This is a genomic window from Nocardia flavorosea, from assembly GCF_015477805.1.
GTDB lineage: Bacteria > Actinomycetota > Actinomycetes > Mycobacteriales > Mycobacteriaceae > Nocardia > Nocardia flavorosea_A.
The window spans coordinates 1,449,073-1,475,007 of the sequence record NZ_JADLQL010000001.1; the positions used below are offsets into that span (position 1 = coordinate 1,449,073).

Here is a 25,935-nt window from a genome sequence, read left to right on the forward strand (position 1 = left end):
CCCGCCCGGGCGGACCCGGTATCACTCCGGCGCACCACCCGCACCGTCCACCAGGGGACGGACCGTTTCCGCGGTGGGTGAGGTGTTGTCCCGGCGATGCACCCAGTCCACGACCACTCGTACCGCATCGGCCACCGGCACCCCGTTGACCTGGGTTCCGTCGCGGAACCGGAAGCTCACCGCGTCCGCTTCCACATCCCGCGCCCCGGCCAGCAGCATGAACGGCACCTTCTGCGCGGTGTGGTTGAAGATCTTCTTCTGCATCCGGTCGTCACCGCGGTCGACCTCGGCGCGGACACCGGCCGACCGCAGTTGCGCGACCACACCGTCGAGGTGTTCGACGAAGGTGTCGGCGACCGGGATTCCCACCACCTGCACCGGCGCCAGCCAGGCCGGGAAGGCACCCGCGTAGTGCTCGGTGAGCACGCCGAAGAAACGTTCGATCGATCCGAACAACGCCCGGTGGATCATCACCGGCTGCTTCTTGGTGCCGTCGGACGCGGTGTATTCGAGTTCGAACAGGCCGGGTTCGAAGAAGTCGAGCTGGATGGTCGACATCTGCCAGTTGCGGCCCAGCGCATCCCGGGTCTGCACCGAGATCTTCGGGCCGTAGAACGCGGCGCCGCCCGGATCCGGGACGAGTTCCAGTCCGGAGGCTTCCCCGACCTGGCGCAGGGTTTCGGTCGCTTCGTCCCACAGCTCATCGGAACCGACGTACTTCTCCGGGTCCTTGGTGGACAGTTCCAGGTAGAAATCGTCGAGGCCGTAGGCCTTCAGCAGATCGAGTACGAACCGCAGGGTGTCGGTGAGTTCCTCGACCACCTGCTCCTGGGTGCAGTAGATGTGCGCGTCGTCCTGGGTGAAGCCGCGGGCCCGGGTCAGGCCGTGGACCACACCGGACTTCTCGTACCGGTACACCGAACCGAATTCGAACAACCGCAGCGGCAGTTCCCGATACGACCGGCCGCGCGACCGGTAGATCAGGTTGTGCATCGGGCAGTTCATCGGTTTGAGGTAATAGTCCTGCCCGGGCTTGCGGACGGTGCCGTCCTCGTTGTGTTCGGCGTCCAGATGCATGGGCGGGTACATACCGTCGGCGTACCACTCGAGATGCTTGGAGGTCTCGAACAGGTGCGCCTTGGTGATATGCGGTGTGTTGACGAATTCGTAGCCCGCTTCGACATGCTGGCTGCGCGAGTAGTCCTCCATCTCCTTGCGGATGATGCCGCCCTTCGGATGGAACACCGGCAGGCCGGAACCGAGCTCGTCGGGGAAAGAGAAAAGGTCGAGTTCGGCACCGAGTTTGCGGTGATCGCGCTTCTCGGCCTCCGCCAGCATGGTCAGGTATTCGTCCTGCGCCTCGGCCGATTCCCAGGCGGTGCCGTAGATACGTTGCAGACCTTCGCGGTTCTGGTCGCCACGCCAGTAGGCGGCGGAACTGCGGGTCAGTTTGAACGCCGGAATGAACTTGGTGGTCGGGATATGCGGGCCCCGGCACAGATCGCCCCAGATCCGTTCGCCGCTGCGCGGGTCGAGGTTGTCGTAGATGGTCAGCTCGTTACCGCCGACCTCCATGATCTCCGGATCGTCGATCCCGGATTTGTCCCCGATCAGTTCGAGTTTGAACGGCTCCTTCGCCAGTTCGATCCGCGCCTGGTCCACCTCGACCACCCGCCGGGAGAACCGCTGCGCACCCTTGACGATCTTCTTCATCCGGGTCTCCAGCTTCGCCAGATCCTCGGGAGTGAAGGGGCGATCGACCCGGAAGTCGTAGTAGAAGCCGTCCTTGATCGGCGGGCCGATGCCCAGTACCGCCTCGGGGAACTCCTGCTGCACCGCCTGGGCGAGTACATGCGCGGCCGAATGCCGGATCACGCTGCGCCCGTCGTCGGTGTTCGCGGCGACCGGGATGACCTCGGTGTCGAGTTCGGGGGCCCAGGAGAGATCCTTCAGATCACCCGCGGCGTCCCGGACGACCACCACGGTCTCGGGGCCCTTGGTCGGCAAGCCCGCCTCACGAACCGCGGCGCCCGCCGTAGTCCCGGCCGGCACCCGGACGGGGGTGACTGGGCTGCGGGGGGCTGTGGTGGTCACGGTGTCGCTCTCCTCGGGTTTCCGCGGCCGGATCCGCTCCGGCTCGCTCGGCTTCGGACGGGACGGCGCCACCCCCGGCTGCTCCGGTTCTGTGACGGCTTCTCCGTCGATCGGTAACCGGGCAGTGCCCGGCCGCGACCATGCTATCGGGAGACACCCGCACACGTGTCGATGGACCGGGCGGGACGCCGTGCGGGCCTGCGCGCGGCCGTGTCATCCGCGGCCTGCCCGCGTCGTCGGCTGCCTCACCACGGTGCCGCGGAGGCACGAGAAACGAGGCGCCTGGGCAGCCGCACCCGCGCGATGGCGTCCCGCCCCGGCGAGCCCACCGGACCAGTGAATGCCGCCCCCACCCTGGTCGACGCCCTCCGGCTGCGCCCGCACCCTCCACACTCACGCCGCAACCCTCGTTGCTGGCTCGTCTCGCTATTCGAGACACCGACCCCCTGGCCCGAGGTGTGCCGCTGGATGTCTGGTGCCGGCAGCGCGCTACCTCGTGTCAGGAGCGCCGTGCGTAGTCCGCAAGCAGGGCTGCACGTTCGGCCGGTGGCCGTTTGGGACAGCTGACGCATTTCTCGCAGCCCGGGGCCTCGTAGACGAGACAACACGAGGCGCGCCGCACGAATGCCCTGCCCGCGACGTCGACGAACCGTGGTGCCGGCAGGGCGGGCCCGAGCTCGGCTGCCAGCTGCTGCCCGATCTTCGGTGCCCGTGCGTCGACCGCCCAACTGGCCACCACATCGGTGACGACGGCCCACAGCGCCGGTGCTCGCAGTCCGGAGACAACGGCGATCCGATCGATCACTGTGGACAGGGTCGCTCGCAATTCCTCCGGGACGTCACCGAAGTTCGGCGATCGCTCATCGCACCTCCCGATTCGCCCGTCCGTATCTCGCGGCCGCGCCACAAGCGCCCCGGAATCCGGGGCGTCGTCGCTACTCCGCGCCGACGTGCCCTCGGCATCGACATCGACATCGACATCGACATCGACATCGACATCGACATCGACATCGACATCGACATCGAGCATTCGTACCCGCTCGACCGTGCCGTCGGGGCGTAACGACAGCTCCAACCGGTCCAGTGTCGGGGGCGCGATCGGCGTCCGCCGGACCAGTGCCCGCACCACCGGCTCGACCAGCGCCGAGGCGGTCATACACCACCACAGGGTCGCGCTCACTCGTACCGAATCGGTACGCCAGGAAGCGCCGAGGTCCGCAATCCGGGCGGCCAGCCAGGATTCGTCCGCCAGCCGCTCCCCCGGCACCGTGTTCAGGACATCAGGGGACTGTGCAACCACTGCCATTCGACTCCGATCCAGCCGCCGACCAACCCGAACGTGCCGAGTATCCACAACGTGGCCACCACCACTGCGCAGGTCGCGAGGAATGCCAGCACCTGCATCAGCGGCCCGCGGGAGATGTACCAGGCCATCCCCCGCCGGTATTTGTCCCGTAACCAGACCAGGGCACGCCGCGCCACCGCGAATTCGGTGGCGAGAATGCCGATACCGGCGAATACCAGTGCCCATCCGGGCCCGGGGAACGGAATGGTGATCACGCCGACCACGAACACCACCGTGCCGACCACCGCCACCCCGACCCGGTAGACCAGCTCGAGCGTAGGCCGCCCGGCGATCCGCCCGCGGAAGGCGCGCCAGAAGGCCGGCCCCGACCGCTCGGGACCGCCGTCGTCTCCCGCAGGCGATTCGGTGCCCGGTGACGATGCGGTCCCAGCGCGCCCGGCGCTCCGCCCGACCGCGGTATCGGAAGAGTTCTCCACGTACCAAGCCTACGAGGCGTCCTGCCCGGATCCCCAATGTGCGGGACCGCCCCTGCGTAACCTCGAAACCACCGGTTTACGGCCACACCGAATCGGACCGCCCCTGCGACGCCGACCGGCACCGCCCGGTTCCTGCCTCTGCCGAACCGAATGCACCCGCCGATGCCCCTGCTTCGACACGGCGAGCAGTTCAGTCTTTCCGCAGGCCGGGACCCGCGCCGCTCATCGGGCGAGGTCCCGGCCGCGACGCCGAGCGCCTACTTCCCGGCCGAGGCCGGCTCGCGATGTAGCTGTTCCAGCACACCGCCGTTCTCGATCGGCGCGATCCCGTCGGCGCAGACCTGGATCAGCCGGGCGCTGGCGATATCGAAAAACAACCCGGAGACAGTGACCCCGCGCTCCTCGACAGCGCGGCGTACCGACGGATGCCGGTGCAGGTTCTCCAGCTGAACGGCGATGTTGACCATGCTCAACTGCTCCACGGGTCCGAAACCGGCGGCTTCGGCGGCCCGGCCCACTGCGTGCCCGGCGTGGTAGCGGGCCAGGCTCGCCCGTCCGTGTTCGAGCCAGTTGTCGATTCCGGGGCCGCCGGATTCGCCCGAGTGCAGGGCGCCCATCGCGCCGCAGGACGAGTGTCCGCACACCACCACCGAGCGCACGTTGAGCTTCTCGAGCGCGAAGACGAGGGCCGCTTCGACGGAGGCGTCGCCGTGCTCGGGGACCAGGTTGCCGACATTGCGCACCGTGAACAGGTCACCCGGACCGCTGTTGGTGATCACATTGGGCACGATCCGGGAGTCGGAGCAAGTGAGGAAGAACGAGTCGGGATCCTGCCCGTCACGCAGTTCGTCCAGGTGCGGCCGCATCAGATGGGCGTGGCTGCGGTGGTAGGCGGCGATACCGGTGACCAGCGGGTCGCCGGTATCGCCCGATGCTTCCGCCGACCGGTTGCGACCGGCCCGCCACGGCCCGAGAACATCGTCGAGAACCACCCGGCCGAGGCTGCGCGACGGCGGTGCCGCCTCGGCCCGCGCCATCCGCGCTTCGCCGATTTCTACGAAATCCACGGTGCCACCGTTGCTCTCGTGCTGACGGGCCCAATCGGTGATGGCATCGTAGGCGGCGTGGTCGAGGAAGTCGACGGTCATCTCCACGGTGACCGGGGCACCCTTCGGCACTGTCGCGAACGTGGTGGACAGTTTCGGCAGCGACAGGAAGGTGCAGGAGCCGTCGATCCAGATGAGCCAGCGGTCGGTACCGCCGAGCGGTTCGGCGGTGACCGCCACCCGCACGACGCGCCAGATCAGCAGCGCGAAGGCCAGCGCCAGGCCGATGAGCACGCCTTCGAGCAGGTTCAAGAACACGACCGCCAGCAGCGTGACCGCGTAGACCAGCAGATCGCCGGTGCGATGGGCGAGCCGGATATGGGCGAGTTTCACCAACTGTGTGCCGATGACGATCAGCAGACCGGCCAGTGCGGCCAGCGGGATCTGCTCCACGAGCGAGACCAGGGCCACCGAGAAGATCAGCAACCAGACGCCGTGCAGGACGGCCGAGGCGCGACTGCGCGCACCCGCGGCGACGTTGGTGGAACTGCGCACGATGACACCGGTGACAGGCAGGCCGCCGAGCAGGCCGGACAGGACGTTCGCCGATCCCTGGCCGATCATCTCGCGGTCGAAATCGGCGCGCGGACCGGTATGCATCTTGTCGATCGCGACGGCCGACAGCAGGCTCTCCACACTGGCGATGAGCGCGAAGGTCAGGACCATCACCACGACCGCGGCCCAGTCGCTGCGGGGCAGTTCGGGCAAGCCGATCGCATCGAACAGCGAACCGTCGATGGTGACCCGTTTGACGTCCATGGACAGCACCAGCGACAGCGTGGTGGCCACCACGATCGCGGCCAGCGCTCCGGGGACGACCCGGATCCGCTCGGGCAGGTATTTCCAGCCGAGCATGATGGCGATGACCACCAGGCCGAGCAGCGTCGCCGGCCCGTGCAGCGAAAGCAGTTGCGCCGGAAGGGCGGTGATGTTTTCCCAGGCAGTGCTGCCGGATTCCCCGCCCAGCAGTACGTGCAGTTGTTGCAGCGCAATGGTGATACCGATACCGGCGAGCATCGCGTGCACCACTACCGGCGCTACGGCCAGTGCCGCCCGGGCGATCCGGCTCAGCCCGAAGACGATCTGCAGGACGCCGGCCGCGACGACGATGAAACCGGTGACCTTCCAGCCGAATTGATGGATCGATTCGGCGACGATCACGGTGAGGCCCGCTGCCGGACCGCTCACCTGCAACGCAGAGCCGCCGAGCGAACCGGCGACGACGCCGCCGATAACGGCGGCGATGAGCCCGGCGGCCACGGGGGCCCCGGAGGCGATCGCGATACCCAGCGAAAGGGGTAGTGCGACAAGGAAGACCACGATCGAGGCCGGTACGTCGTGCCGCACGATCGAGGTCAGCCGGGCGGAGCCGAAGCGGGCCGTGGACCTGGTGGGCGCCAGGCCCGCCGGGTCCGAACCAGGTTGCTTCGCAGTGTGTTCCGGGATTTTGGTTGCCATCGCTCTCCTTCGCCGACTCGGCCGGGGCCGAGGTCGGTTGACGATCAATATGTCCAGTCGGGCACAGACCGCGAACCGGCATCTCGCGGTGAAGTAGGTACTCGGCACGGCTACGGGCCGAGACTTAAACCGTCGCCATAGTATGAGTAAAGACTAAGCAAAGCCTGAGAAGGACTTCCACTGCTGGTGATATCTCACCGAACCACCTCGGTCCGATCGTTGCCGATCCCGATTACTGATGAAAAAGATTGCGATGCAGGAGATTACGAGTCGGCGAGCAAGCCGGGGCAGATGACCGGAACCCGGTGGCCATCACGTGGCGAAACTGTTCGTCAACTCCTCTTATAGTAAAGAACTACCCAAGCTTGGCAATAGTTGTGGCGTGGCGAAAATGACAATCGCTGCAAAACCGCAACGTGTCGCGGCGAGTCACGGCCGGGTCGGCCCGGGCGCGGCCAGCATCGCAAACAGCGCCGGGCGGTCCACCTTGCCGCGGGGTGTACGCGGAAGCGCCTCGAGCACCTGGATCCGCACCGGCACACTCGGGCCCGGTAGCGTCGCGCGCAATCGCCGGCGAATCTCCGCGGGGTCCGGCGCCGGCCCGGCCGCGACCACCGCGGCCACCGGCACCTGCCCCCATCGCTCGTCGGCGACCCCGAGACAGGCGGCTTCGGTGATGCCGGGAATCGCGGTCAGGGCGGCCTCCACCGCCGCCGGTTCCACGTTCAGCCCGCCGCGGATGAGCATCTCGCTGTCCCGGCCGGACAACCGCAGCCGACGACCGTCCAGGGCACCGCGATCGCCCACCGATACCCATCCGTCCACCGGGCCGTCCACCACACCGGTCTCGGTGAGATACCCGCGGAAGACCATATCGCTGCGTACGAACACCCGGCCGTCGCGGATCTGCACCTCGACTCCGTCGAACAACTCCCCCGCCGAGTATTCATCGGCTCCACCGAGACCCCGGTCGAACGAGACGAAGCTGAGTTCGGAGGCTCCGTAGAAATGGGTCAGCGTCGCATTCGGCAGCACTTCCCGCAGGGCGGCCCGCCCGTTGCGGGGCCACCGCGCCGCCGAGGACAGCACTTCCCGCACCTCGGGGTACGGCCCGCCCGCCGAGCGCACGAGATCCCAGGCGAGGGTCGGCACCGAATACAGGTGGGTCGCGCCGGCGGTGAGCGCGTCCCCGGCAGGTCGCAGATCGACCGTCGCGCCGCGGGTCAGGGCGTGCAGGGCGCCGTAGAGGAAATGGGTGTGGTCCAAGACGCCGGGTACCGCGACCGTATCGCCCGGACCGATATCGAAGGCCCGATCGGACCGGTCCAGGGTGGCCGCCCAGGACGCCTGGTCCCGGACGAAGAGTTTCGGTTCACCGGTGGTTCCGGAGGTGATACCCACCAGCAGTTCGGAGTCGGGCCCGGCACCGCCGCACGGCCCGTCGCGCTCCAGTCCGGCCGCGGTCTGCGGTACGCCGCCGAAGCCCATCCGCCGCAACCGCCGATGCTGTGCTGCCGCGGCCACCACCGCGGCGGGCTGGGTCACGGCCAGCACCCGCCGCAACTGGTCCGGCGTCAGATGCCGGTGCAACAGCACCACGCAAACCCCTGCCCGCATCGCCGCGACCACCGTGACCAGCGAATCGATATCCGAGGTCGGCAACACCGCGACCCGCCGCATACCGGCCAGACCCGCGGCGACCCGGGAAACCCGCATCCAGAACTCGGCATAATCGACGGCCCCGTCGGCGGTACGCACGGCGGCCCGGGACCGCAGCTGCCGCGCGATCCGCTCGGCGAGCAGTTCGGTGACGCCATCCCGGCCGAACACGACCGGGATACCTGCCGCATCAGTGTTCGGTGTCTCGGTAGGCCGGATCCGATCCTCAGTCATCGTCGACCCCCCGAGCCGCGAGGGCATCGCCCATTGCGTCAGCGGTCCGCAACGAGCGGACGAGCACGGGAGTGACCAGCGCGGTCATCGACCATTGCAGGCCCCGCGCCCGGCGCGCCTCGGCGACTTCCCGCACTATCGTCGCCAGCAGCGGTACGCAGCGGATCGCCAGCGCCAGCAGCAACCCGATCCGGTCCGGGTCCACACCGAACCGCCGCAACGGGCCCAGCACCCGAGTCACCGCGTCCAGCATGTCGGTGACCCGGGCGGTCAGCGTGACCAGCGCCGCCAGCGCCACCGACAGCAGAAGCAATCCGCACACCACCAGCGCCCGCGCCGGGGATGTGGTCAGCACTTGGAAAACCGCGATGATCGCGAGCATCCACACCATCGGCCGCAACTGTTCCAGCACCACTCGCCACGGGATCCGGGCCAGCGCGAACAGTCCCGCCGCGGCCAGGGCGGCGGCACCCAGCTGCACCGGGGTGCGCACGAACACCGCCGCCGCCGTGATGAACACCAGCAGGAGTAGCAGTTTCATCCCCGCCGGGGTGCGGTGCACCGGCGAATTCCCCGGCCGGTACAGCCCGATCACTCGACCAGCTCGCGGTAGGCCGGGAGCGCGGCGGCCGGATCACCGTCGAAGGCCACCGCACCGTCGTCGATGACGATCACCCGGTCGAATCCGGCAAGCAGCGACAGCTGATGGGTCACCACGATCACCTGCTGGTCCACGGCATCCAGCGCCTCGGCGATGATCCGGGCATTGCGCAGGTCCAGCAGGGTGGTGGGTTCGTCGGCGACGATCACCTCCGGCCGGCGGATCAGCACCGCACCGAGGGCGAGCAGCTGTTTCTGCCCGCCGGAGAGCAGATGCGACGGATGTTCCGAATGCCCCGCGAGCCCGAACCGGTCCAGGATCTCGGCCACCCGCGCGGCAACCTCCGCCTTGTCCAGACCGCTGCGCCGCAGCGAAAACGCCAGATCCTCGGCCACCGTGGGCATGACGATCTGAGTATCGGGATCGGTGAACACGAACCCGACCTTGCGCCGCACCCGCGCCCCCTTACGGGCGGTGTCGATACCGTCCACCGTCACGGTGCCGGAGGTAGGGGTGAGCAAACCGTTGATCATGCGAGCCAGGGTCGATTTTCCCGATCCGTTCGCGCCGACGATCCCGACACGGCGTTCCTCGATCCGCAGATCGACCCCCCGCAGCACCCGGCGCTCACCGAAGGAATGATTCACGGCCTCGAAAACGATCTCACTCACGCCGCACCTCCGGGTCTCGGTGCGGGCCCTCGGTGGTCACGCCCGCCGCCGACGGCCCGCCGGACTCGCGCAGATCCTGCCCATCGGGCACGACCGCGGGCCCGCCACGGTCACGCTTCGCCGGCGACTGCGCACCGGACACGCGCAGATCCAGCCCAACAGGCACGACCACGAGCCCCCGGTCACGCCCTGCCGGCCACTCCACGTCGGACTTCCGCATGCTCCACTCCTCGGGCACAACCGCGTGCCGCCCATGGCCACGCCCCACCGGCCGCTCCGCACCGGACACGCTCAGAGCCACAACAGACACGACCGCGGGCACTTCGTAGTTACGCTCCGCTACCGCCACCGGGGCCGACGCACTCATGCCATCCGCTCCACCAGCATCGCGACTCCCTGCCCGCCGCCGATAGCGCACGCGGCAAGCCCGAGTTCGGGTCCGTCCGGGCGCAACATTCGGCTCGCCAATCGCACCAGCAGGACCGCGCCGGAAGCACCCCAGGGATGGCCCATGGCGATAGCGCCGCCGTCCGGGCAGATCAGTGTTTCGTCGAGACCCAGTTCGTCCGACACCGCCAGCACCACCGAGGCGAACGCCTCGGTGATCTCGACGACCCCCACATCGGAGACCGTGCGGCCGGCCCGGTGCAGGACCGCGCGAATCGCCGGTACCGGGCCCAGGCCGGGCAGCGCCGGATCACCGGCGGCGACAGCGGTGGCCAGGATCCGCAGCGCCGGGAGCCCGGCCGCGTGTTGTGCGGTCGTCACCGCGACGACGGCCGCGCCGTCGGAGATACCGCAGGAGTTTCCGGCTGTCGCGGTCCCGTCGGGGCCGAAACCGGGCCGGAGCCGGGCCAGGCGCGCGGTCGTCATCCCGGTGCGGATCCGCTCGTCGCGGTTCACCCCGGCCACCGGCACGATCTCCGGGGTGAAATCCGCGGCGGCGGCCAGGGTGTGCGACCGGGCCGCGTACTCGTCCTGACGTTCCCGCGAGATCCCCCGGAGCCGGGCGAGATCATCGGCGGCGACGCCCATATCAGGGTCCGGGAAACCGGCGGGGGCGAACGGCGCCCGGGTGTAGCGCACCGGGTCGGCGCCGGCCGCCGGCGGCCAGAACCGCCACGGCGCCGTACTGGCCGATTCCGCGCCACCGGCCAGGATCAGCCGGTCGGCCCCGCTGCGGACCCGGAGCGCCGCCTGGATCACCGCGTCCAACCCGGACCCGCACTGCCGGTCGACGGTCACTCCGGGCACCTGCGGGCCGAGGCCCGCCTGGAGCGCCGCGACGCGTGCCGGGTCCCCGCCGGGGCCCAGGCAGTTACCGAGGACGACATCGTCGATCGGGACGTCGACGCCCGCGTCCCGCAGGGCGCCGGCCGCGGAGGCGAGTACCGGCGCCGCCAGATCGGTGACGGTGCGATCGGCGAACCCGTGACCGGCCGTGCCGATGGGGGTGCGCCGGGCGGCGACGAAAACGGGATCGAGGTTCATATCAGCAAGTCTTTCAACCGGCCGCGGGCGATCTTCCCGGCGGCCGTGGTGGGCATTTCCCCGACCGGCACCCAGCGCCGCGGCATGGCTTCCTTGGTGAGCAGTCCGCGTGCCTGCCGCCGAACCTCATCCAGTCCGGTGCCGTCCAACTGCACTGCCGCGGTTACGGTCTCACCGAACACCGCATGCGGACTGCCGATCACGGCCGCCACCGCGACGCCCTCGATACCGCCGAGCACCCGTTCCACATCCTCGGCGACGACTGTGGTGCCACCGACATTGATCACCGCTTCGCCACGGCCGTGCACCCGTAATTCCCCCGCGTCGCCGAGTTCGGCGATATCGCCGACGCAGAACCACTCGGGTGCGCCGAGCACGGTGTACGGGGACCGCACATGCAGCAACCCGTCACGAATCCGCGCCGCGACCGCGGGCAGCACACACAGCGGTGCGGGGACCTCGCGGGCCGCGACGAGCGACACTTCCGAGGAGCCGTAGTACTCGACGACACGCAGATGGCGGGCCGTCGCCAGGGCCCCCGGATCGGCCGCGATACCGGCCACGATCGCGGTCTGCAACCGGGGCGCCCGCGGTATCAGCTCCCGCAGGATCGACGGCACCGCATGCGCAACGGTCGCCCGGTCCGGATCGTCGGTGACGCAGGCACCGCACCACAGGGCGTGCAGGGCACCGAACAGATGCATGGTCGCGTGCAGTGGGCCGGTGAGCAGCACCCGGTCCTGCGGGGTCACCCCGGTGATCTCGGTGAAGACCGGGAAGCTGTCGTACCAGGAGGCGGCGGTCCGGGCCAGGGGCCGCGGCCGGCCGGTGGAGCCGGAGGTGGCGACCAGCAGGAACGCCGCCGCCGGCCACGCGGTCCGGTGCGGACGGGCCGCCGGGTCCTCGACGGCGACGGGCACTGCGAGTCGCGCGGCTGCGCAGATACAGACGAGGGCGTCGGCCACCGGCAGCGTGGAGGCGTCGTAGCCGCGTGGGCCCGGAGGATAGCGGTCGATCCAGTGATCGACGGCCCGGTCGAGTTCGGCATAGGTGAGCGCGCGGCCGCCCAGGTCCAGCGCGGGCGCCGTACCGGTGCCGCCGAGCACACGGCTATCCACGGATCAAGCCCGGGTAGGCACGGTGCACACCTTTGGCCACGATCGTGGCGACGACCACTTTCAGGAGGTCGCCCGGCAGGAAAACTCCGTTGGCCTGGATCGCGGCGAGCACTCCGAGGTCGGTGCGCAGCAGCAGACCGAGCGTGCCGAAGAGATAGATGATCGCGATTGCGCCGAGCGCATTGATCGGCAGCGCGAATGCCAGCGGGTATCTGGGAACGATCCGCGCCGTGAGCAGCCCGATGACCAATGCGGCCGGTATCCAGCCGATCAGATAGCCGGCACTCGGGCCGGCCAGCGCTGTCAGGCCCGTGCGCCCGCCGGACAGGAGCGGCAGCCCGATGATCGTCAGCGCGATGAACACCGCGACCGCAGCGGTGCCCTTACGCGCCCCCAGCACCGCGGGCGCCAGGATCACGCCGAGGGTCTGCACGGTGATCGGCACCCCGCTGAAACCGACGGTGATCGCCCCCGGCAGCCCCAGTGCCGCGATGAGCGCGGCGAATACCGCGATCTGCGCCATATCCCGCGCCGTGGTGCGAGTCTTCGGCGCCCGCGAGTCCTCGACACCGTTCATCACGCCATCCTTTGTAACACCCGAGCTTGAACGTCGTTCAAGATAGCAACGCAGCTGCCCACCGCGGACACGACCCCGCCTCGTCCTCCGCTCCGTCGATCGAAACCGCCGCCGATCGGCACGCCCTGTCCGGAGTCGGCATCGTGCGCCTGGACGGGGTCCGCCGGCCGGTACTCAGCGCGACCGGCCGCGTGCGCAGGCTGCTCGGGTCGAGCGTGCGTACCGGATGTCGCCGCACCCCATTCGCGGAACCGGGCCCGCCGACAGAACGGTTTCAGCGTGCCGACAGCCGGCGAGCCCCGGCACCCCGCAAGCCTGCGCCCGGCCGTGAGCCGAACTACCTCTCCTCGCGGGCCGGGAACGGCGAGGGGGCGCGGGACCCGGTCGGCGAGCGGCGCGGTGTCGGCAGCGGACCGCGGCTGCACCGGCCGTACCACCCCGCAATCCCTACGCTTGCGAACGCGTATACGTGGTATCCGGGCCTCGCGTGCACACTGGACAACCGAGACACGCCGGACTCCGAGGCGTTCGCGCGTGACAGACGGTGGCCGCGGGCCGGAATCCGCCCCGCCGACGGGGTGACCGGCCGGTCGGCGCCGGAAAGGACGATGATGACGCGGGCCCGACCCACCGCTACGCACTGGGGGAACTACCTCGTCGGCACCGCCGCCGACGGAGCGCTCTCGGTGACACCGCACGGCGCCGACCCGCACCCCTCCCCCATCGGGCGCTCGCTGACCGCCCTGCACGATCCGGCCCACCGCATAGCCCGACCGGCGATACGCCTCGGCTATTACCGCGACCGGACGGCCGCCGATCCCGGGCTACGCGGACAACAGCCGTTCGTGGAAGTCGACTGGGACGAGGCCCTCGATATCGCCGCCGACGCACTGTGCACAACCCGCGCGACCGCTGGTAACCGTGCCATCTACGGCGGCTCCTACGGGTGGGCCGGCGCCGGCCGATTCCACCACGCACAGGGGCAGATCCACCGCTTCCTGCAACTGTTCGGGGGTTACACCGCCTCGGTGGACACCTACTCCTTCGCCGCGGCCGAGGTGCTCATACCGCATGTACTCGGGATGAACGCCTACGTCGCCGCCCGGCAGGCGCCCAGCACCGGAGAAATCGTCCGCAGCTGCGCCCGTATCGTGTTCTTCGGCGGCGCCCCGCAACGTAACACCCAGGTCAATCCCGGCGGTGTCGGGGCTCATCCGGGTCCGGGCAGACTCACCGTGCTGCGCGAGGCCGGTATCGATATCGTCCATATCGGGCCCGTTCGCGACGATTGCGATCCGGCGCTCGGCGCGCGCTGGATACCGTGCCGCCCGCACGGCGATACCGCGGTCATGCTCGCCCTGCTGCACACCCTCGTCACCGAGGGACTGCACGATCGCGCATTCCTCGACCGCTACTGCACCGGTTTCGACCGGCTCGCCGAGTACATCACCGGCCGCAGCGACGGTGTGCCCAAATCACCGGAATGGGCCGCAGAGCTCGCCGAGATCCCGGCCGGCGAGATCCGCGATCTGGCCCGGCTGATGGCACGCGAACGCTGCCTGATCGGACTGCCGTACGCGTTGCAGCGCGCCGAACACGGTGAGCAGACCTACTGGGCCGCTTGGGCGCTCGCGGCCGCCCTGGGCCATATCGGACTGCCCGGTGGCGGCGTGCTCATGGGCACGGGGGTGGGCATGACCAACAATATGCAGCGCCGGTGTCTGCCTTTCGAGCTCGGTGTGCTGCCGCAACCGGGGAATCCGGTGACCGATATCGTTCCGGTGGCCCGGCTCACCGAGATGCTGGAACGTCCCGGCGCAACGGTCGACTACAACGGCCGAGTCCTCACCTATCCGCCGATCGACCTGATCTATTGGGCCGGCGGTAATCCGTTCCACCACCATCAGGACCTCAACCGGCTGCGGCGGGCGTGGTCGCGGCCGCGCACCGTGATCGTCAACGAGATCAGCTGGACGGCGACCGCCCGGCTGGCCGATATCGTATTGCCCACCACCGCATCCGCGGAGCGAGAGGATTTCACCGGGGGCAGCAGCGATCACTGGCTGACGCCCATGCACCGGGCCCTCGAACCGTTCGGGCAGGCGCGCGACGACTACGCGATCTTCTCCGGTCTCGCCGAACGGCTCGGTTTCGCCGAGCGTTTCACCGAGGGCCGTACCGCGCACCAGTGGGTGCAGCACCTGTGGCAGACCACCGTCGGCAATGCCGCGGCCGCCGGTATCCGGTTACCCGATTACGCGGAGTTCCGCGCCGGCGGGCCCATCGATCTGCGACCGCAGCTACCGGAGGCCCACCACGCGCTCGAACAGTTCCGCGCCGACCCGCAACGGCACCCACTGCGCACTCCGTCCGGCCGGATCGAACTCTTCTCCGCAACCATCGCCGGATTCGGTTATCCGGACTGCCTCGGCCACCCCGCCTGGTTCCCGCCCCGGGAATGGCTCGGCAGCCCCGCGGCGAAACGTTTTCCGCTGCATCTGCTGTCCCACCAGCCCGCGGCCCGTTTGCACAGCCAGCTCGATCACGGTGTGACCAGCCGGGAAACCAAGATCCGCGGTCGCGAGCCGGTGCGGATGAATCCCACCGACGCCGCCGCGCGCGGACTGCGCGACGGCGATATCGTCCGGATCCACAACGATCGCGGCGCCCTGCTCGCCGGCGTCCGGATCAGCGCTGCGATACGGCCCGGCGTCGTGCAACTGGCGACCGGCGCCTGGTACGACCCACTGGACCCGGCCGATCCGGAATCGCTGGACGTGCACGGTAATCCGAATACGGTCACCAACGATATCGGCACCAGTTCGCTCACCCAGGGCCCCTCCTCGAACAGCTGTCTGGTGGAGGCCGAACGCTATGATGGCGAACTCCCACCGTTGTCGGTCGACACACCGCCACCGCTGGTGGACGCCGGCTCGATCCCATGAACGGCGGCCGGCATCACCTGCCGGCGCTCCACGCTGCCGGCGCGGCCGACTACCCGCGAACGAACTCCGCAGTCAGATCGCGCCCGCGGGTTTCGGCCATACGCCAGATCGCCGTGGCTGTGACGAGCGCGGTGACACCGATGATCGCACTGAGCGGCAGACTGGAGCCGCCCGTCGACGCGACGAAACTGCTCGCGATCAGCGGACCGAACCCGGCCCCGATCAGACTGGCCGTCTGATAGCCCAGCGATACACCGGTGTACCGCATCTCGGTACCGAACATCTCCGCCAGCAGTGGCGCCAGCGGGGCGTACATGAGGTTTTGCACCACCTGCGCGATCAGCAGTCCGACGGTCAGCCAGAGGACCGATCCGGTGTTCACCAGGGCATACAGCGGGAGTGCGAAAACCACAGCGCCCAGGGCACCGGCCAGGGTGACGGTCCGGCGGCCCAGCCGATCCGACAACGCCGAGAACAGCGGAATGCAGACCAGCGATACCACCGACATCGCGACCAGTGTGCGCATCACCTCGGATTCGTCGTATCCGGTATCGGTGGCGTAGGCGATGATGTGCGAGGTGGTGAGCGCGGTCAGCGCAAACGGCCCGATTCCGGCGGCGCACGCCAGGATGAGCGGCCGCGGATTGCGCAGCAGCTGGATCAGCGGTGTTGCGGCTTTCGGTTCGGACTCGGATTCGGCCTGTTCCAGGGCCTCCCGGAAGACCGGGCTCTCCACCACACCCAGGCGCACATACAGGCCGACGGCCACCAGCACACCGCTGAGCAGGAACGGCAGGCGCCAGCCCCAGGAGTACAGGCTCTCGTCCGGGAGCATGGTCACCACCATGACCACCACGGTCGAGAGCAGGAAGCCGATCGGAGAGCCGAGTTGCATGATCCCCGCCCATTTACCGCGGCGATTCTTATCGGCGTGCTCGATCACCATGAGTGCCGCCCCGCCCCATTCGCCGCCGATCGCGATGCCCTGGACCAGGCGTAGTGCGACCAGCAGAATCGGAGCCAGCACACCGATCGTTGCGTAGCCGGGGAGCAGGCCGATGATGAAGCTGGCACCGCCCATCATCACCATGGTCACGATCAGCATCGATTTCCGCCCGAGTCGATCGCCGAAATGACCGAACAGGACGCCGCCGATGGGCCGCGCCGCGTAACCGGCGGCGAGCGTGCCGAAGGCAGCGATGGTGGATGCGGCGGAGTTCGACGACGGGAAGAACAGCTTGCCGAAAACCAGGGCGGCCATGGTGCTGTAGAGGAGGAAGTCGTAGTACTCCAGGACGGTGCCGAGCAGGCTCGACAGCGCGACTTTACGCAACTGCGTGTTGTCGCTCGCCGCGCCCGGCGTTGCGGTGTCCGACAGTAATTCGGCTCTCGGCGGTTGTTTCTCTGTGTACATGGCGACTCCAGCGTCGGTGATCAAGCCTCGGCGCGGACCGGGCTCCGGCCGACATCTCGCCGTAGCCCGCCGCGCGAAAATCGGACGGTTCAGTGTGTGGCCGTGCGGACCACATCGATGAGCGCTTCGACGGCGCGGGCGCAGTCGTCGCGGGCATAACCCAGCCGGCGCACCACACCGGCCTCCGGCTCGTAGGCCAGTGTGTTTCCACGACCTTGGATGATGGCGGCGTCGGGCAGCAGCGGATGTTGTTCATCGCGTTCGGTGATCACCTGCGCGCCACCGGCGGCATCGACCATCATCTGGAAGAACTGCCGGTACGACAGGTTCTGGTCGCCGACGAGATAGGCCGCGCCGGATTCACCGTCGAGCAGGGCACCGCGGATCGCCTGGGCGAGCGAGGCGGCGGACATGTAGTTGGTGCCGCCGACCGGCGCGAAATCGGGGATATCGGATTCGTTTCCGGCCGCCCACGAGACCATCCGGCGGTAACGCCGGGCCGACGCACCGGGTACGGCGCCGATGATCGAAGGCGGATTGAGTGTGCAGACGGTGAACGATGCGTCGGCGAGCGCGCGGGCGCCCTCGTCGGCTGCCTTTCGGGCGGCGATATACGGGTTGTTGTCCGCGAGATCCGGCCGCAGCTGGTGGTAATAGCTGCCGACCTGCACGAACCGGCCCACACCGGCTTGTTTGGCGAGCGCGGCGAACCGCGGTACGCCCACGATCTGGGTGTCCGCCCAGAACTGCTCGGGGTCGTCGTCGGCCTTTTTGTGCCGCACATCCTGACCGGCGGAGAAGACGATGCCGTCGAATCGTGACAGCTGTTCCCGGGTGAACGTGGGAACGGTGTAATCGCCTGTCAGCAGCGGGAAACCGGCGACCGGCGAGTCGCCGGGGATCTCCCCGCGGGCCGCGACGGTGACGTCGTCGCCGTGTTCGCGCAGGTGCAGCGCGGCGTGCGCGCCGATCATGCCGGTGCCGCCGATGATCAGTATTTTCATATTCCGGGATGACTTTCGGTCCGTTGGGTCAGGGGTTGCGGGGCCGGTTGGTCCAGCCGCCGGAGTGACGCGGCACCCAGCCACCGGCGGCGTGAGTTCCGCCGTCGACGTGGACGGTGCCGCCGGTGACGAAGCGGGACAGGTCGGAGGCGAGGAACAGCGCCACCCCGGCCACATCGTCGGGCCGGCCGGGACCGCCGAGCGGTGACCAGGTCGGCCACAGGTGCCGGTCCTCATCGGGGACGAGCGTGGCGTAGGGCACCTGAACCGATTCGATGAGGTCCGGGGCAATGGCGTTGACGCGGATACCGGCGGGGCCGACCTCGGCAGCCAGCGATCGGGTGAATCCGGTCAGTGCGGCCTTGTATCCCGAGTACACGGCGTGCCCGGGGATCGCGCGGTGGGCTTCGACAGTGGTGAGATTGATGATCGAACCGGCGCCCCGTTCGGTCATTCCCGGCAGCAGTGCGTGGGTCAGGCGCAGGACGTGCCCGAAATTGATGTCGTGCAGTTCGTCCCACAGCGGCGGCGCATCGGTGGCGAAGGTACGCGGCGGCCGGAGGTAGTGGCCGACATTGTTGACCAGTACCTGAGGCCGGTGTGCGATGAGTTCGGGCGGGCACGGCACAACCCGCACATCCCATTCCACCTGCGCTATCGAGCCGCCCGCGGCGGGATCGAATTCGACCGAACCGATCGGCTCGGTATCGGCCACCAGGACATCGGCGCCGTGCGCCGCGAACGCCCGCGCGACCGCTGCGCCGATACCGGCGGCGCCACCGGTGACCACGGCTCGCCGGCCGGCGAGCAGCGCGCCGGGAGTGAATGAGCTGATATCGGTCATCCACGGATTACAACCCGCGGGCACCACCGCCGACAGCGGAGTTTCCGGACAGTGGAAGAACTCGTGCCCACCGCACCCGGCGCAAATTACTGTGCTAGGCGTCGCGAAACGCCTGCTGAGGTGCCCGTCGCGTCGCCCAGGTGAGGAAGGAGACCGGATGCGGTCGCAGAGTGCCGGCGAGACCCCGACCGGAGTCATGCAGCGCGCGGCCTCGATCCTCGATGTACTCGACGGGGCCGAACCGATGAACCTGTCGCAGATCGTCGCGGCCACCGGGTTACCGCTGTCGTCGGCGCATCGCGCGCTGGAACAGCTGGTCGCGTTGCGCTGGGTGCACCGGCACGGCAAGCGGTACCAGCTGGGGATGCGCATCATCGAGCTCGGCTCGGCCGCGTCCCAGCAGAATGCGCTGCGCCGGGCGGCGCTCCCGAGCCTGCACTGGTTGCACCGGGTGACCGGCTGCATCGTCCACCTGGGCGTGCTCGACGGCGACGAGGTCGTTTATCTGGAGAAGGTCGGCGGGGAACTCGTCACCGATATCCGGTCCCGGGTCGGCAGCCGGCTACGAGCGGAGACCTCGGCGATCGGCAAGGCACTGCTCGCCCTCGACCGGCCCGCCCACTCCGGCTCACCCGATATCGATCGGGCCCGGGAACTGCGCATGGTCTACGAGCACGAGCGGTGCATGAAAGGTTTCAGCTGTGTGGCGGCGCCGATCGGGACGATGGGTCACGGGGAGCCGGCCGCCGTCTCGGTTTTCGGTTCGGTGACCAAGATCCGCGCGGACCAGCGGATACACCTGTCGGTGCAGACCGCAGCCGCGGAAATCGGGCGGCGGCTGGACCTGCCCCGCTCCGGTACGGCCCCGCGGCGTCCTGTCCGATACCGGCAGAGCCGACTGGGTGCCCGGTAGGTGGTCCCGCACCGCTCGCCCCGGGCGGGCCCGACGCGCCGCGACGGTCCCGGCCCGCCCGGGTGGGCAAGAACGGGATCGCCCGCCCCGGGGCCGAATCAGTCGTTCGGAATGAGGGTGTACTTGGTGAAGAGGAATTCGTGGATACCCTCGAAACCGCCTTCACGCCCGATTCCCGACTGTTTGATCCCGCCGAACGGCGCGGCGGCATTCGAAACGACCCCGGCGTTCAGGCCCATCATGCCGGTTTCCAGCCGGTCGATCATGCGGTGGCCGCGCGCGAGATCGCGCGTGTACACATAGGACACGAGGCCGTACTCGGTGTTGTTGGCCAGCCGCACGGCCTCGTCCTCGGTGCTGAATGTGGTGATGGCCAGAACGGGTCCGAAGATCTCCTCGCGCAGGATCTCGCTGCCCTCGGCAACTCCGGTGAGCACCGTGGGCTGGTAGAAACTACCCGGCCGCTCGGCCCGGGCCCCGCCGGTACGCACCACCGCGCCGCGCGCCGTCGCGTCGGCGACCAGGCCGGCGGCCTTGCGGACCGCCTCGTCGTCGATGAGCGGTCCGATGGTCACGCCGTCCTCGGTGCCGCGGCCGATCTTCATCGCCGCGACGCGGGCGGTGATGCGGTCGGCGAATTCCTCGGCCACCGCCTCGTGCACGATGAACCGGTTCGCGGCCGTGCACGCCTGCCCGATATTGCGGAACTTCGCCGCCAACGCTCCGTCGACCGCTTTGTCGAGGTCGGCGTCGTCGAAAATCACGAACGGGGCATTGCCGCCGAGTTCCATCGAGACACGCAACACCGTATCGGCGGCCTGCGCGATGAGCTTGCGTCCCACCCCGGTCGACCCGGTGAACGACAGTTTCCGTAGCCGGGGGTCGGCGATGAGCGGCGCCGAGACACTGCTCGCGGAGGAGGTGGTCACCACGTTCACCACACCGGCGGGCAGCCCGGCGTCGGCCAGCACCTGCGCGAAGAACAAGGTGGTCAGCGGGGTGGCCTCCGGTGGTTTGAGCACCGTGGTGCAGCCCGCGGCCAGCGCCGGCGCGATTTTTCGGGTGGCCATGGCGAACGGGAAGTTCCAGGGGGTGATGAAGAACGAGGGCCCGACCGGATGCTGCGAGACGATCATCTGCCCGGTGCCTTCGGGATTGCTGCCGTACCGGCCGTGGACCCGCACGGCTTCCTCGCTGAACCAGCGCAGGAATTCACCACCGTAGGCCACCTCGCCGCGGGCCTCGGCCAGCGGCTTACCCATTTCCACCGTCATCAGCAGGGCGAGATCGTCGGCACGTTCCTGCACGAGCTCCCAGGCGCGGCGCAGGATTTCGCTGCGTGCCCGCGGCGCGGTGGCCGCCCACGATTCCTGTGCGGCCACCGCTGCGTCCAGGGCTCGGACGGCGTCGCCGGGAGTGGCGTCGGCTACGGCCCGAACCACCTGTCCGGTCGCGGGATCGCGCACCTCGAAGGAGGCGCCGCCGCAGGCATCGATCCATTCGCCGCCGATGAAAAGCTGGTTCGGGGTTCCGGAGAGCAGCACGTTCTCGCGGTCGGTCACTTCGTCACTCCTGGGTATGAGAACAGTCGGGCGCGGCGGACACGGTTTCGCCCGCGGCCGTGGGGTGCGGTCCGCACAGTCCGTTCAGTACGAGGCCCGCGGTGGATCATCGCTACCGCCGACAAAGGTCTGCGCCAGCTGCTCGGAACCGCGCGCCAGCATCGCCACATCGGCGCCGACGAGCATGAACCGGGCGCCCGCCGCGGCGTAATCGCGCGCGGCGGCGGGATCGAAGGCGTTGACCCCGATGGGTTTACCGGCCGCCGCGATTCCCGCGAACGCGCGTTTCACGGCGGCGACCACCTCCGGATGGGTCTGCTGCCCGAGTAATCCCATCGAGGCGGCGAGATCGCTCGGGCCCACGAATACGCCGTCCACACCCGGTGTCTCGGCGATCTCGCGGGCGTTGCCGACCCCCTCGGCCGATTCGATCTGCACGAATACCGAAATATGATCGGCGTCATTGTTCAGATAACCCTCGACCCGGTTCCAGCGCGCGGAGCGGGCCAGGGCACTGCCCACGCCGCGCCGGCCGGCCGGTGGGTACCGGGTCATCGCCGCCACGTCGGCGGCTTCCTCGGGGGTCGAGACCATCGGTACCAGTAGGTTTTGCGCGCCCAGGTCGAGAACCTGTTTGACGATCACCGTTTCACCCACGGGTACGCGGACCAGCGGGGTGACGGGATAGCCGGATACGGCGTACAGCTGGGCGAGGGTGGATTCCAGGCCGTTGGGGGCGTGCTCCATATCAATGAGCAGCCAATCCAGGCCGGCCCCGGCCATGATCTCGGCGACCACGGGCGAGCCCGAGCAGACCCATCCGCCGTAGAGGGTGCGGTCGGTGGCGGCCAGCCGGTCGCGAAAGGTGGGGGTCAGACGAAGCGGCACGATATCGTTCCCATCGGTCCGTAGTCGGCGAGTACGGTATCGCCCGGCTCCACCCACATCGGGCGGGTGAAGGAGCCGGCCAGAACGATCTCGCCGGCCGCGAGATGGTCGCCGTGCTGGGCCAGTTTGTTCGCAAGCCAGGCGACGCCGGTGGCGGGGTGGTTGAGCACTGCCGCGGCGACCCCCGATTCCTCGATGGTCTCGTTGCGGTAGAGCAGGGCCGCGACCCAGCGCAGATCGATATCCCCGGGTTTCACCGGATTGCCGCCGTACACCAGCCCGCCGAACGCCGCATTGTCGCTGATGGTGTCGACGATCGTACGGCCCGGCAGTTCGACCCGCGAGGACAGCACCTCCAGCGCCGGAACGACATACTCGGTCGCGCGCAGCACATCGAAAACCGTCGTATCGGGACCGTGCAGCGGTTCGGCGAGGACGAAGGCGAGTTCGACCTCGATCCGGACATTGGAGAACAGCGCGTGTTCGATGATCGCACCGTTGTCGAATACCGCGTCGGCGAAGATCGCACCGTAATCGGGTTCGGTGATACCAGTGGCCGCCTGCATGACCTTGCTGGTGAGCCCGATCTTGCGGCCCACCGGCCGGCGCCCCGCGGCAATACCGCGGCGGCGCCATTCGTTCTGCACGGCGTAGGAATCCTCGACGGTCATCGTCGGATAACGCCCGGTCAGCAGCGGCACGGTCGCGCGGTCGCGTTCCGCGGCGGCCAGTTCGTCGGCGATCGCGGTGATGGTTGCGGCGTCCAACGCCATCGGAAGTCCTTCCTGCCGGCCGTCCCGGGCGGTGGGCCCGGGACGGCCGCGGTCGTCAGAGCTGGTGACCCAGCTTGTATTCGCCCTTTTTCCAGTCCGGCAGATCCTCGTCACCCGGGTCGCGGGTGTAGGAGAATCCGTCGGCGCCGATGGTGACCTCCAGCTCGCTGGAATCGGTGCGCGACACGACCGGTTGCGGGTTGCCGTCCAGGTCGAGCACGAGCGAGGCATCGGTGTACCAGGACGGCACGACAGGGGTGCCCCACCAGTCACGGCGCTGGTTGTCGTGCACATCCCAGGTGACGACCGGATTGTCCGGGTCACCGGTGTAGTAGTCCTGGGTGTAGATCTCGATGCGGTGACCGTCGGGGTCGCGCAGGTAGAGGTAGAAGGCGTTGGACACACCGTGGCGGCCGGGGCCGCGTTCGATGTGGTCGGACAGCCGCAGGGCGCCGAGTTTGTCGCAGATCGCCAGGATGTTGTGCTTCTCGTGGGTGGCGAAGGCGACGTGGTGCAGGCGCGGGCCGTCACCGCCGGTGGTGGCGGTGTCGTGGACGGTCGGCTTGCGCCGCATCCAGGCGGCGTAGGTGGTGCCTGCCTCGTCCTGGATATCCTCGGTCACCCGGAAGCCGAGATCCTGGTAGTGCTTCACCGCGCGCGGGACATCGGGGGTGACCTGGTTGAAGTGGTCGAGACGGACCAGCGCGCCGGGGCTGTAGAGGTCGTAACGCCAGGCCAGCCGCTCCACATGCTCGGTGTCGTAGAAGAATTCATACGGGAAGCCGAGCGGATCGACCACGCGCACCGAATCGCCGATCCCCTTGGTGAAGCCCTCGGCCCGGCGTTCCACACGGCAGCCGAGTTCGGTGTAGAACTCGACCGCCCGATCCAGATCTCCGGGCGTGCGAACCCGGTAGGACAGCGCGGCGAGCGCGGCGACCGGCCCCTTGCGGATCACCAGGTTGTGGTGGATGAACTCCTCGAGGGTGCGCAGGTAGACCGCGTTCTCGTCCTCCTCGGTGACGGTCATCCCGAGCACATCCACGTAGAACTCGCGCGAGCGTGCCAGATCCGTGACGACGAGTTCGGCGTAGGCGGCGCGCACGATATCCGGCGGCGCTGCGGTGGGGGTGGCCACCGGGTCGTCGGCGTGGATGGGGGCTTCCTGCGTGACGAAGAAGCCCGAGGAGGTGCGAGTACGTTCGGTCATTGCTGCTGCCTTGGGGTGAGAGAAGATCGGGCCGGGTCCGGGTGGGGTGTTACGCGGACTTGCCGAAGGTGGGGTTGTGGACCTTGCCGAGGGTGATGTGCACGGCCTGCTGGTCGGTGTAGAAGTCGATGGAGCGGTAGCCGCCCTCGTGGCCGAGACCCGAAGCCTTGACCCCGCCGAAGGGCGTACGCAGATCGCGCACATTGTTCGAGTTCAACCACACCATGCCGGCCTCGACGGCCTGCGAGAAGTTGTGTGCGCGCTTGAGGTCGTTGGTCCAGATATAGGCCGCCAGGCCGTATTTCACGCCATTGGCGAGTTCGAGCGCTTCTTCCTCGGTATCGAAGGGCGTGATCGCCACGACCGGGCCGAAAATCTCTTCCTGGAAGATCCGCGCATCCGGTTTCACATCCGCGAAAACGGTGGGCCGCACGAAGTTACCGGCCGGAAAATCGGCCGGGCGGTCGCCACCGGCCACCAGGCGTGCCTCGCTCTTGCCGAGCTCGATATAGCTGACGACCTTGTCGTAGTGCTCGGGGTGCACCAGCGCGCCGACCTCGGTGGCCGGGTCGTGCGGGTAGCCGACCTTCACCCGTTCGGCTTGCGCGGCATAGCGTTCGACGAATTCGTCGTACACCTCGCGCTGCACCAGGATCCGGCTGCCCGCGGTGCAGCGTTCGCCGTTGAGGGAGAAGACACCGAAAACGGTGGCGTCGACAGCGGCGTCCAGGTCGGCGTCGGCGAAGACCACGGCCGGGGATTTCCCGCCGAGTTCCATCGACAGTCCCTTGAGGTAGGGCGCGGCGTTGCCGAAGATGATCTGCCCGGTGCGGCTTTCGCCGGTGAACGAGATCAGCGGTACGTCCGGGTGTTTCACGAGCGCGTCACCGGCGTCCTCCCCGAGGCCGTTGACCAGGTTGAACACACCCTGCGGCAGTCCGGCTTCCTCGAAGATGCCCGCCCACAGCGACGCCGACAGCGGCGTGAACTCGGCGGGTTTGAGCACCACGGTGTTTCCGGTGGCCAGCGCCGGCGCCAGTTTCCAGCTCTCCAGCATGAATGGCGTATTCCACGGCGTGATCAAGCCCGCGACACCGATGGGTTTGCGGTTGACGTAGTTGATCTGGCGGCCCGGCACCTTGTAGGTGTCGTCGGCCTGGGCGACGATCAGGTCGGCGAAGAAGCGGAAGTTCTCCGCGGCCCGGCGCGCCTGACCCAGCGCCTGGGTGATGGGCAGACCGGAATCGAAACTCTCCAGTTCGGCCAGGCGGGCGTCGCGGGATTCGACCAGGTCGGCGATGCGGTGCAGGACCCGGGAACGCTCCCGGGGCAGCAGCTTCGGCCACGGCCCCTCGGTGAACGCCTTACGGGCCGCGGCGACGGCGCGGTCGATATCGGCCTTCTTGCCCGCGGCGGCCTGCACATAGGTGTCGTTCGTGACCGGATCGAGCACATCGAAGGTCGCGCCGTCCACAGAATCGACGAACGCTCCGTCGATGTAATGGCGGATGCGGTCGGGTAGGTCAGCCGGTACGTGGTGCTGCGGCGACACAGTGTCGGCCATGGGAATCCTCCTGAACGAGGTCTGGGA

General features: G+C 68.6%; 21 protein-coding genes. 2 read left to right on the plus strand and 19 right to left on the minus strand.

Annotated features, from left to right (window positions below):
* Window positions 1-21 precede the first annotated feature (21 nt).
* The 11 genes from thrS to IU448_RS06530 form a co-directional block, all read right to left on the minus strand.
* Window positions 22-2,094, minus strand: coding sequence for a threonine--tRNA ligase (gene thrS, locus IU448_RS06480; protein WP_195054515.1), 2,073 nt, complete (start codon window positions 2,092-2,094; stop codon window positions 22-24).
* A gap of 499 nt (window positions 2,095-2,593) precedes the next feature.
* Window positions 2,594-3,400, minus strand: a complete 807-nt coding sequence (locus IU448_RS06485; RefSeq protein ID WP_228812045.1) for a (2Fe-2S)-binding protein — start codon at window positions 3,398-3,400, stop codon at window positions 2,594-2,596.
* Window positions 3,367-3,876, minus strand: a complete 510-nt coding sequence (locus tag IU448_RS06490; RefSeq protein WP_195054516.1) for a TIGR02611 family protein — start codon at window positions 3,874-3,876, stop codon at window positions 3,367-3,369. Before IU448_RS06490 ends, IU448_RS06485 begins: the two co-directional genes overlap by 34 nt.
* Window positions 3,877-4,133: 257 nt before the next feature.
* Complete coding sequence (locus IU448_RS06495) at window positions 4,134-6,440, minus strand: SulP family inorganic anion transporter (RefSeq protein WP_195054517.1); 2,307 nt, start codon at window positions 6,438-6,440, stop codon at window positions 4,134-4,136.
* 429 nt (window positions 6,441-6,869) lie between these two features.
* Entirely contained in the window at window positions 6,870-8,270 is a 1,401-nt protein-coding gene (locus tag IU448_RS06500) for an AMP-binding protein (RefSeq protein WP_324188516.1), read from the minus strand.
* 55 nt (window positions 8,271-8,325) lie between these two features.
* Window positions 8,326-8,928 carry an energy-coupling factor transporter transmembrane component T family protein gene (locus IU448_RS06505; RefSeq protein ID WP_195054519.1) on the minus strand — a complete coding sequence of 201 codons (603 nt, stop codon included), beginning with the start codon at window positions 8,926-8,928 and terminating at the stop codon, window positions 8,326-8,328.
* Entirely contained in the window at window positions 8,925-9,605 is a 681-nt protein-coding gene (locus tag IU448_RS06510) for an energy-coupling factor ABC transporter ATP-binding protein (protein ID WP_195054520.1), read from the minus strand. The genes IU448_RS06505 and IU448_RS06510 overlap by 4 nt, the downstream gene beginning before the upstream one ends.
* The gene (locus IU448_RS06515) at window positions 9,598-9,825 is read right to left on the minus strand and encodes a hypothetical protein (protein WP_195054521.1); all 228 of its coding nucleotides are present in this window, start codon (window positions 9,823-9,825) and stop codon (window positions 9,598-9,600) included. The genes IU448_RS06510 and IU448_RS06515 overlap by 8 nt, the downstream gene beginning before the upstream one ends.
* 143 nt (window positions 9,826-9,968) lie before the next feature.
* A complete protein-coding gene (locus IU448_RS06520; protein ID WP_195054522.1) occupies window positions 9,969-11,096 on the minus strand; it encodes a thiolase family protein in 1,128 nt (375 codons plus the stop codon).
* Entirely contained in the window at window positions 11,093-12,214 is a 1,122-nt protein-coding gene (locus tag IU448_RS06525; protein ID WP_324188517.1) for a class I adenylate-forming enzyme family protein, read from the minus strand. The genes IU448_RS06520 and IU448_RS06525 overlap by 4 nt, the downstream gene beginning before the upstream one ends.
* Window positions 12,207-12,791, minus strand: coding sequence for a biotin transporter BioY (locus tag IU448_RS06530; protein ID WP_195054523.1), 585 nt, complete (start codon window positions 12,789-12,791; stop codon window positions 12,207-12,209). Before IU448_RS06530 ends, IU448_RS06525 begins: the two co-directional genes overlap by 8 nt.
* Before the next feature lie 608 nt (window positions 12,792-13,399).
* Here IU448_RS06530 and IU448_RS06535 point away from each other — a divergent pair.
* Window positions 13,400-15,736, plus strand: coding sequence for a molybdopterin-dependent oxidoreductase (locus IU448_RS06535; protein WP_228812047.1), 2,337 nt, complete (start codon window positions 13,400-13,402; stop codon window positions 15,734-15,736).
* Between the two features lie 49 nt (window positions 15,737-15,785).
* Here IU448_RS06535 and IU448_RS06540 read toward each other — a convergent pair whose 3' ends face one another.
* The 3 genes from IU448_RS06540 to IU448_RS06550 form a co-directional block, all read right to left on the minus strand.
* Window positions 15,786-17,150, minus strand: coding sequence for an MFS transporter (locus IU448_RS06540; protein ID WP_195054524.1), 1,365 nt, complete (start codon window positions 17,148-17,150; stop codon window positions 15,786-15,788).
* Between the two features lie 89 nt (window positions 17,151-17,239).
* Window positions 17,240-18,154, minus strand: coding sequence for an NAD-dependent epimerase/dehydratase family protein (locus tag IU448_RS06545; RefSeq protein ID WP_195054525.1), 915 nt, complete (start codon window positions 18,152-18,154; stop codon window positions 17,240-17,242).
* 28 nt (window positions 18,155-18,182) lie between these two features.
* Complete coding sequence (locus IU448_RS06550; protein ID WP_195054526.1) at window positions 18,183-18,998, minus strand: SDR family NAD(P)-dependent oxidoreductase; 816 nt, start codon at window positions 18,996-18,998, stop codon at window positions 18,183-18,185.
* Window positions 18,999-19,155: 157 nt separating this feature from the next.
* Here IU448_RS06550 and IU448_RS06555 point away from each other — a divergent pair, with 157 nt between their 5' ends.
* The gene (locus IU448_RS06555) at window positions 19,156-19,911 is read left to right on the plus strand and encodes an IclR family transcriptional regulator (protein WP_195054527.1); all 756 of its coding nucleotides are present in this window, start codon (window positions 19,156-19,158) and stop codon (window positions 19,909-19,911) included.
* A gap of 98 nt (window positions 19,912-20,009) precedes the next feature.
* Here IU448_RS06555 and IU448_RS06560 read toward each other — a convergent pair whose 3' ends face one another.
* The 5 genes from IU448_RS06560 to hpaE form a co-directional block, all read right to left on the minus strand.
* Window positions 20,010-21,473, minus strand: coding sequence for an NAD-dependent succinate-semialdehyde dehydrogenase (locus IU448_RS06560; RefSeq protein ID WP_195054528.1), 1,464 nt, complete (start codon window positions 21,471-21,473; stop codon window positions 20,010-20,012).
* Window positions 21,474-21,557: 84 nt separating this feature from the next.
* Window positions 21,558-22,361, minus strand: a complete 804-nt coding sequence (locus tag IU448_RS06565; protein WP_195054529.1) for an HpcH/HpaI aldolase family protein — start codon at window positions 22,359-22,361, stop codon at window positions 21,558-21,560.
* Complete coding sequence (locus IU448_RS06570; protein WP_195054530.1) at window positions 22,346-23,134, minus strand: fumarylacetoacetate hydrolase family protein; 789 nt, start codon at window positions 23,132-23,134, stop codon at window positions 22,346-22,348. Before IU448_RS06570 ends, IU448_RS06565 begins: the two co-directional genes overlap by 16 nt.
* Before the next feature lie 55 nt (window positions 23,135-23,189).
* Window positions 23,190-24,344 (minus strand): 3,4-dihydroxyphenylacetate 2,3-dioxygenase, encoded by a 1,155-nt coding sequence (hpaD, locus tag IU448_RS06575; RefSeq protein WP_195054531.1) that lies wholly within the window; start codon window positions 24,342-24,344, stop codon window positions 23,190-23,192.
* A 49-nt stretch (window positions 24,345-24,393) separates the two neighbouring features.
* The gene (hpaE, locus tag IU448_RS06580; protein ID WP_195054532.1) at window positions 24,394-25,908 is read right to left on the minus strand and encodes a 5-carboxymethyl-2-hydroxymuconate semialdehyde dehydrogenase; all 1,515 of its coding nucleotides are present in this window, start codon (window positions 25,906-25,908) and stop codon (window positions 24,394-24,396) included.
* Window positions 25,909-25,935 lie beyond the last annotated feature (27 nt).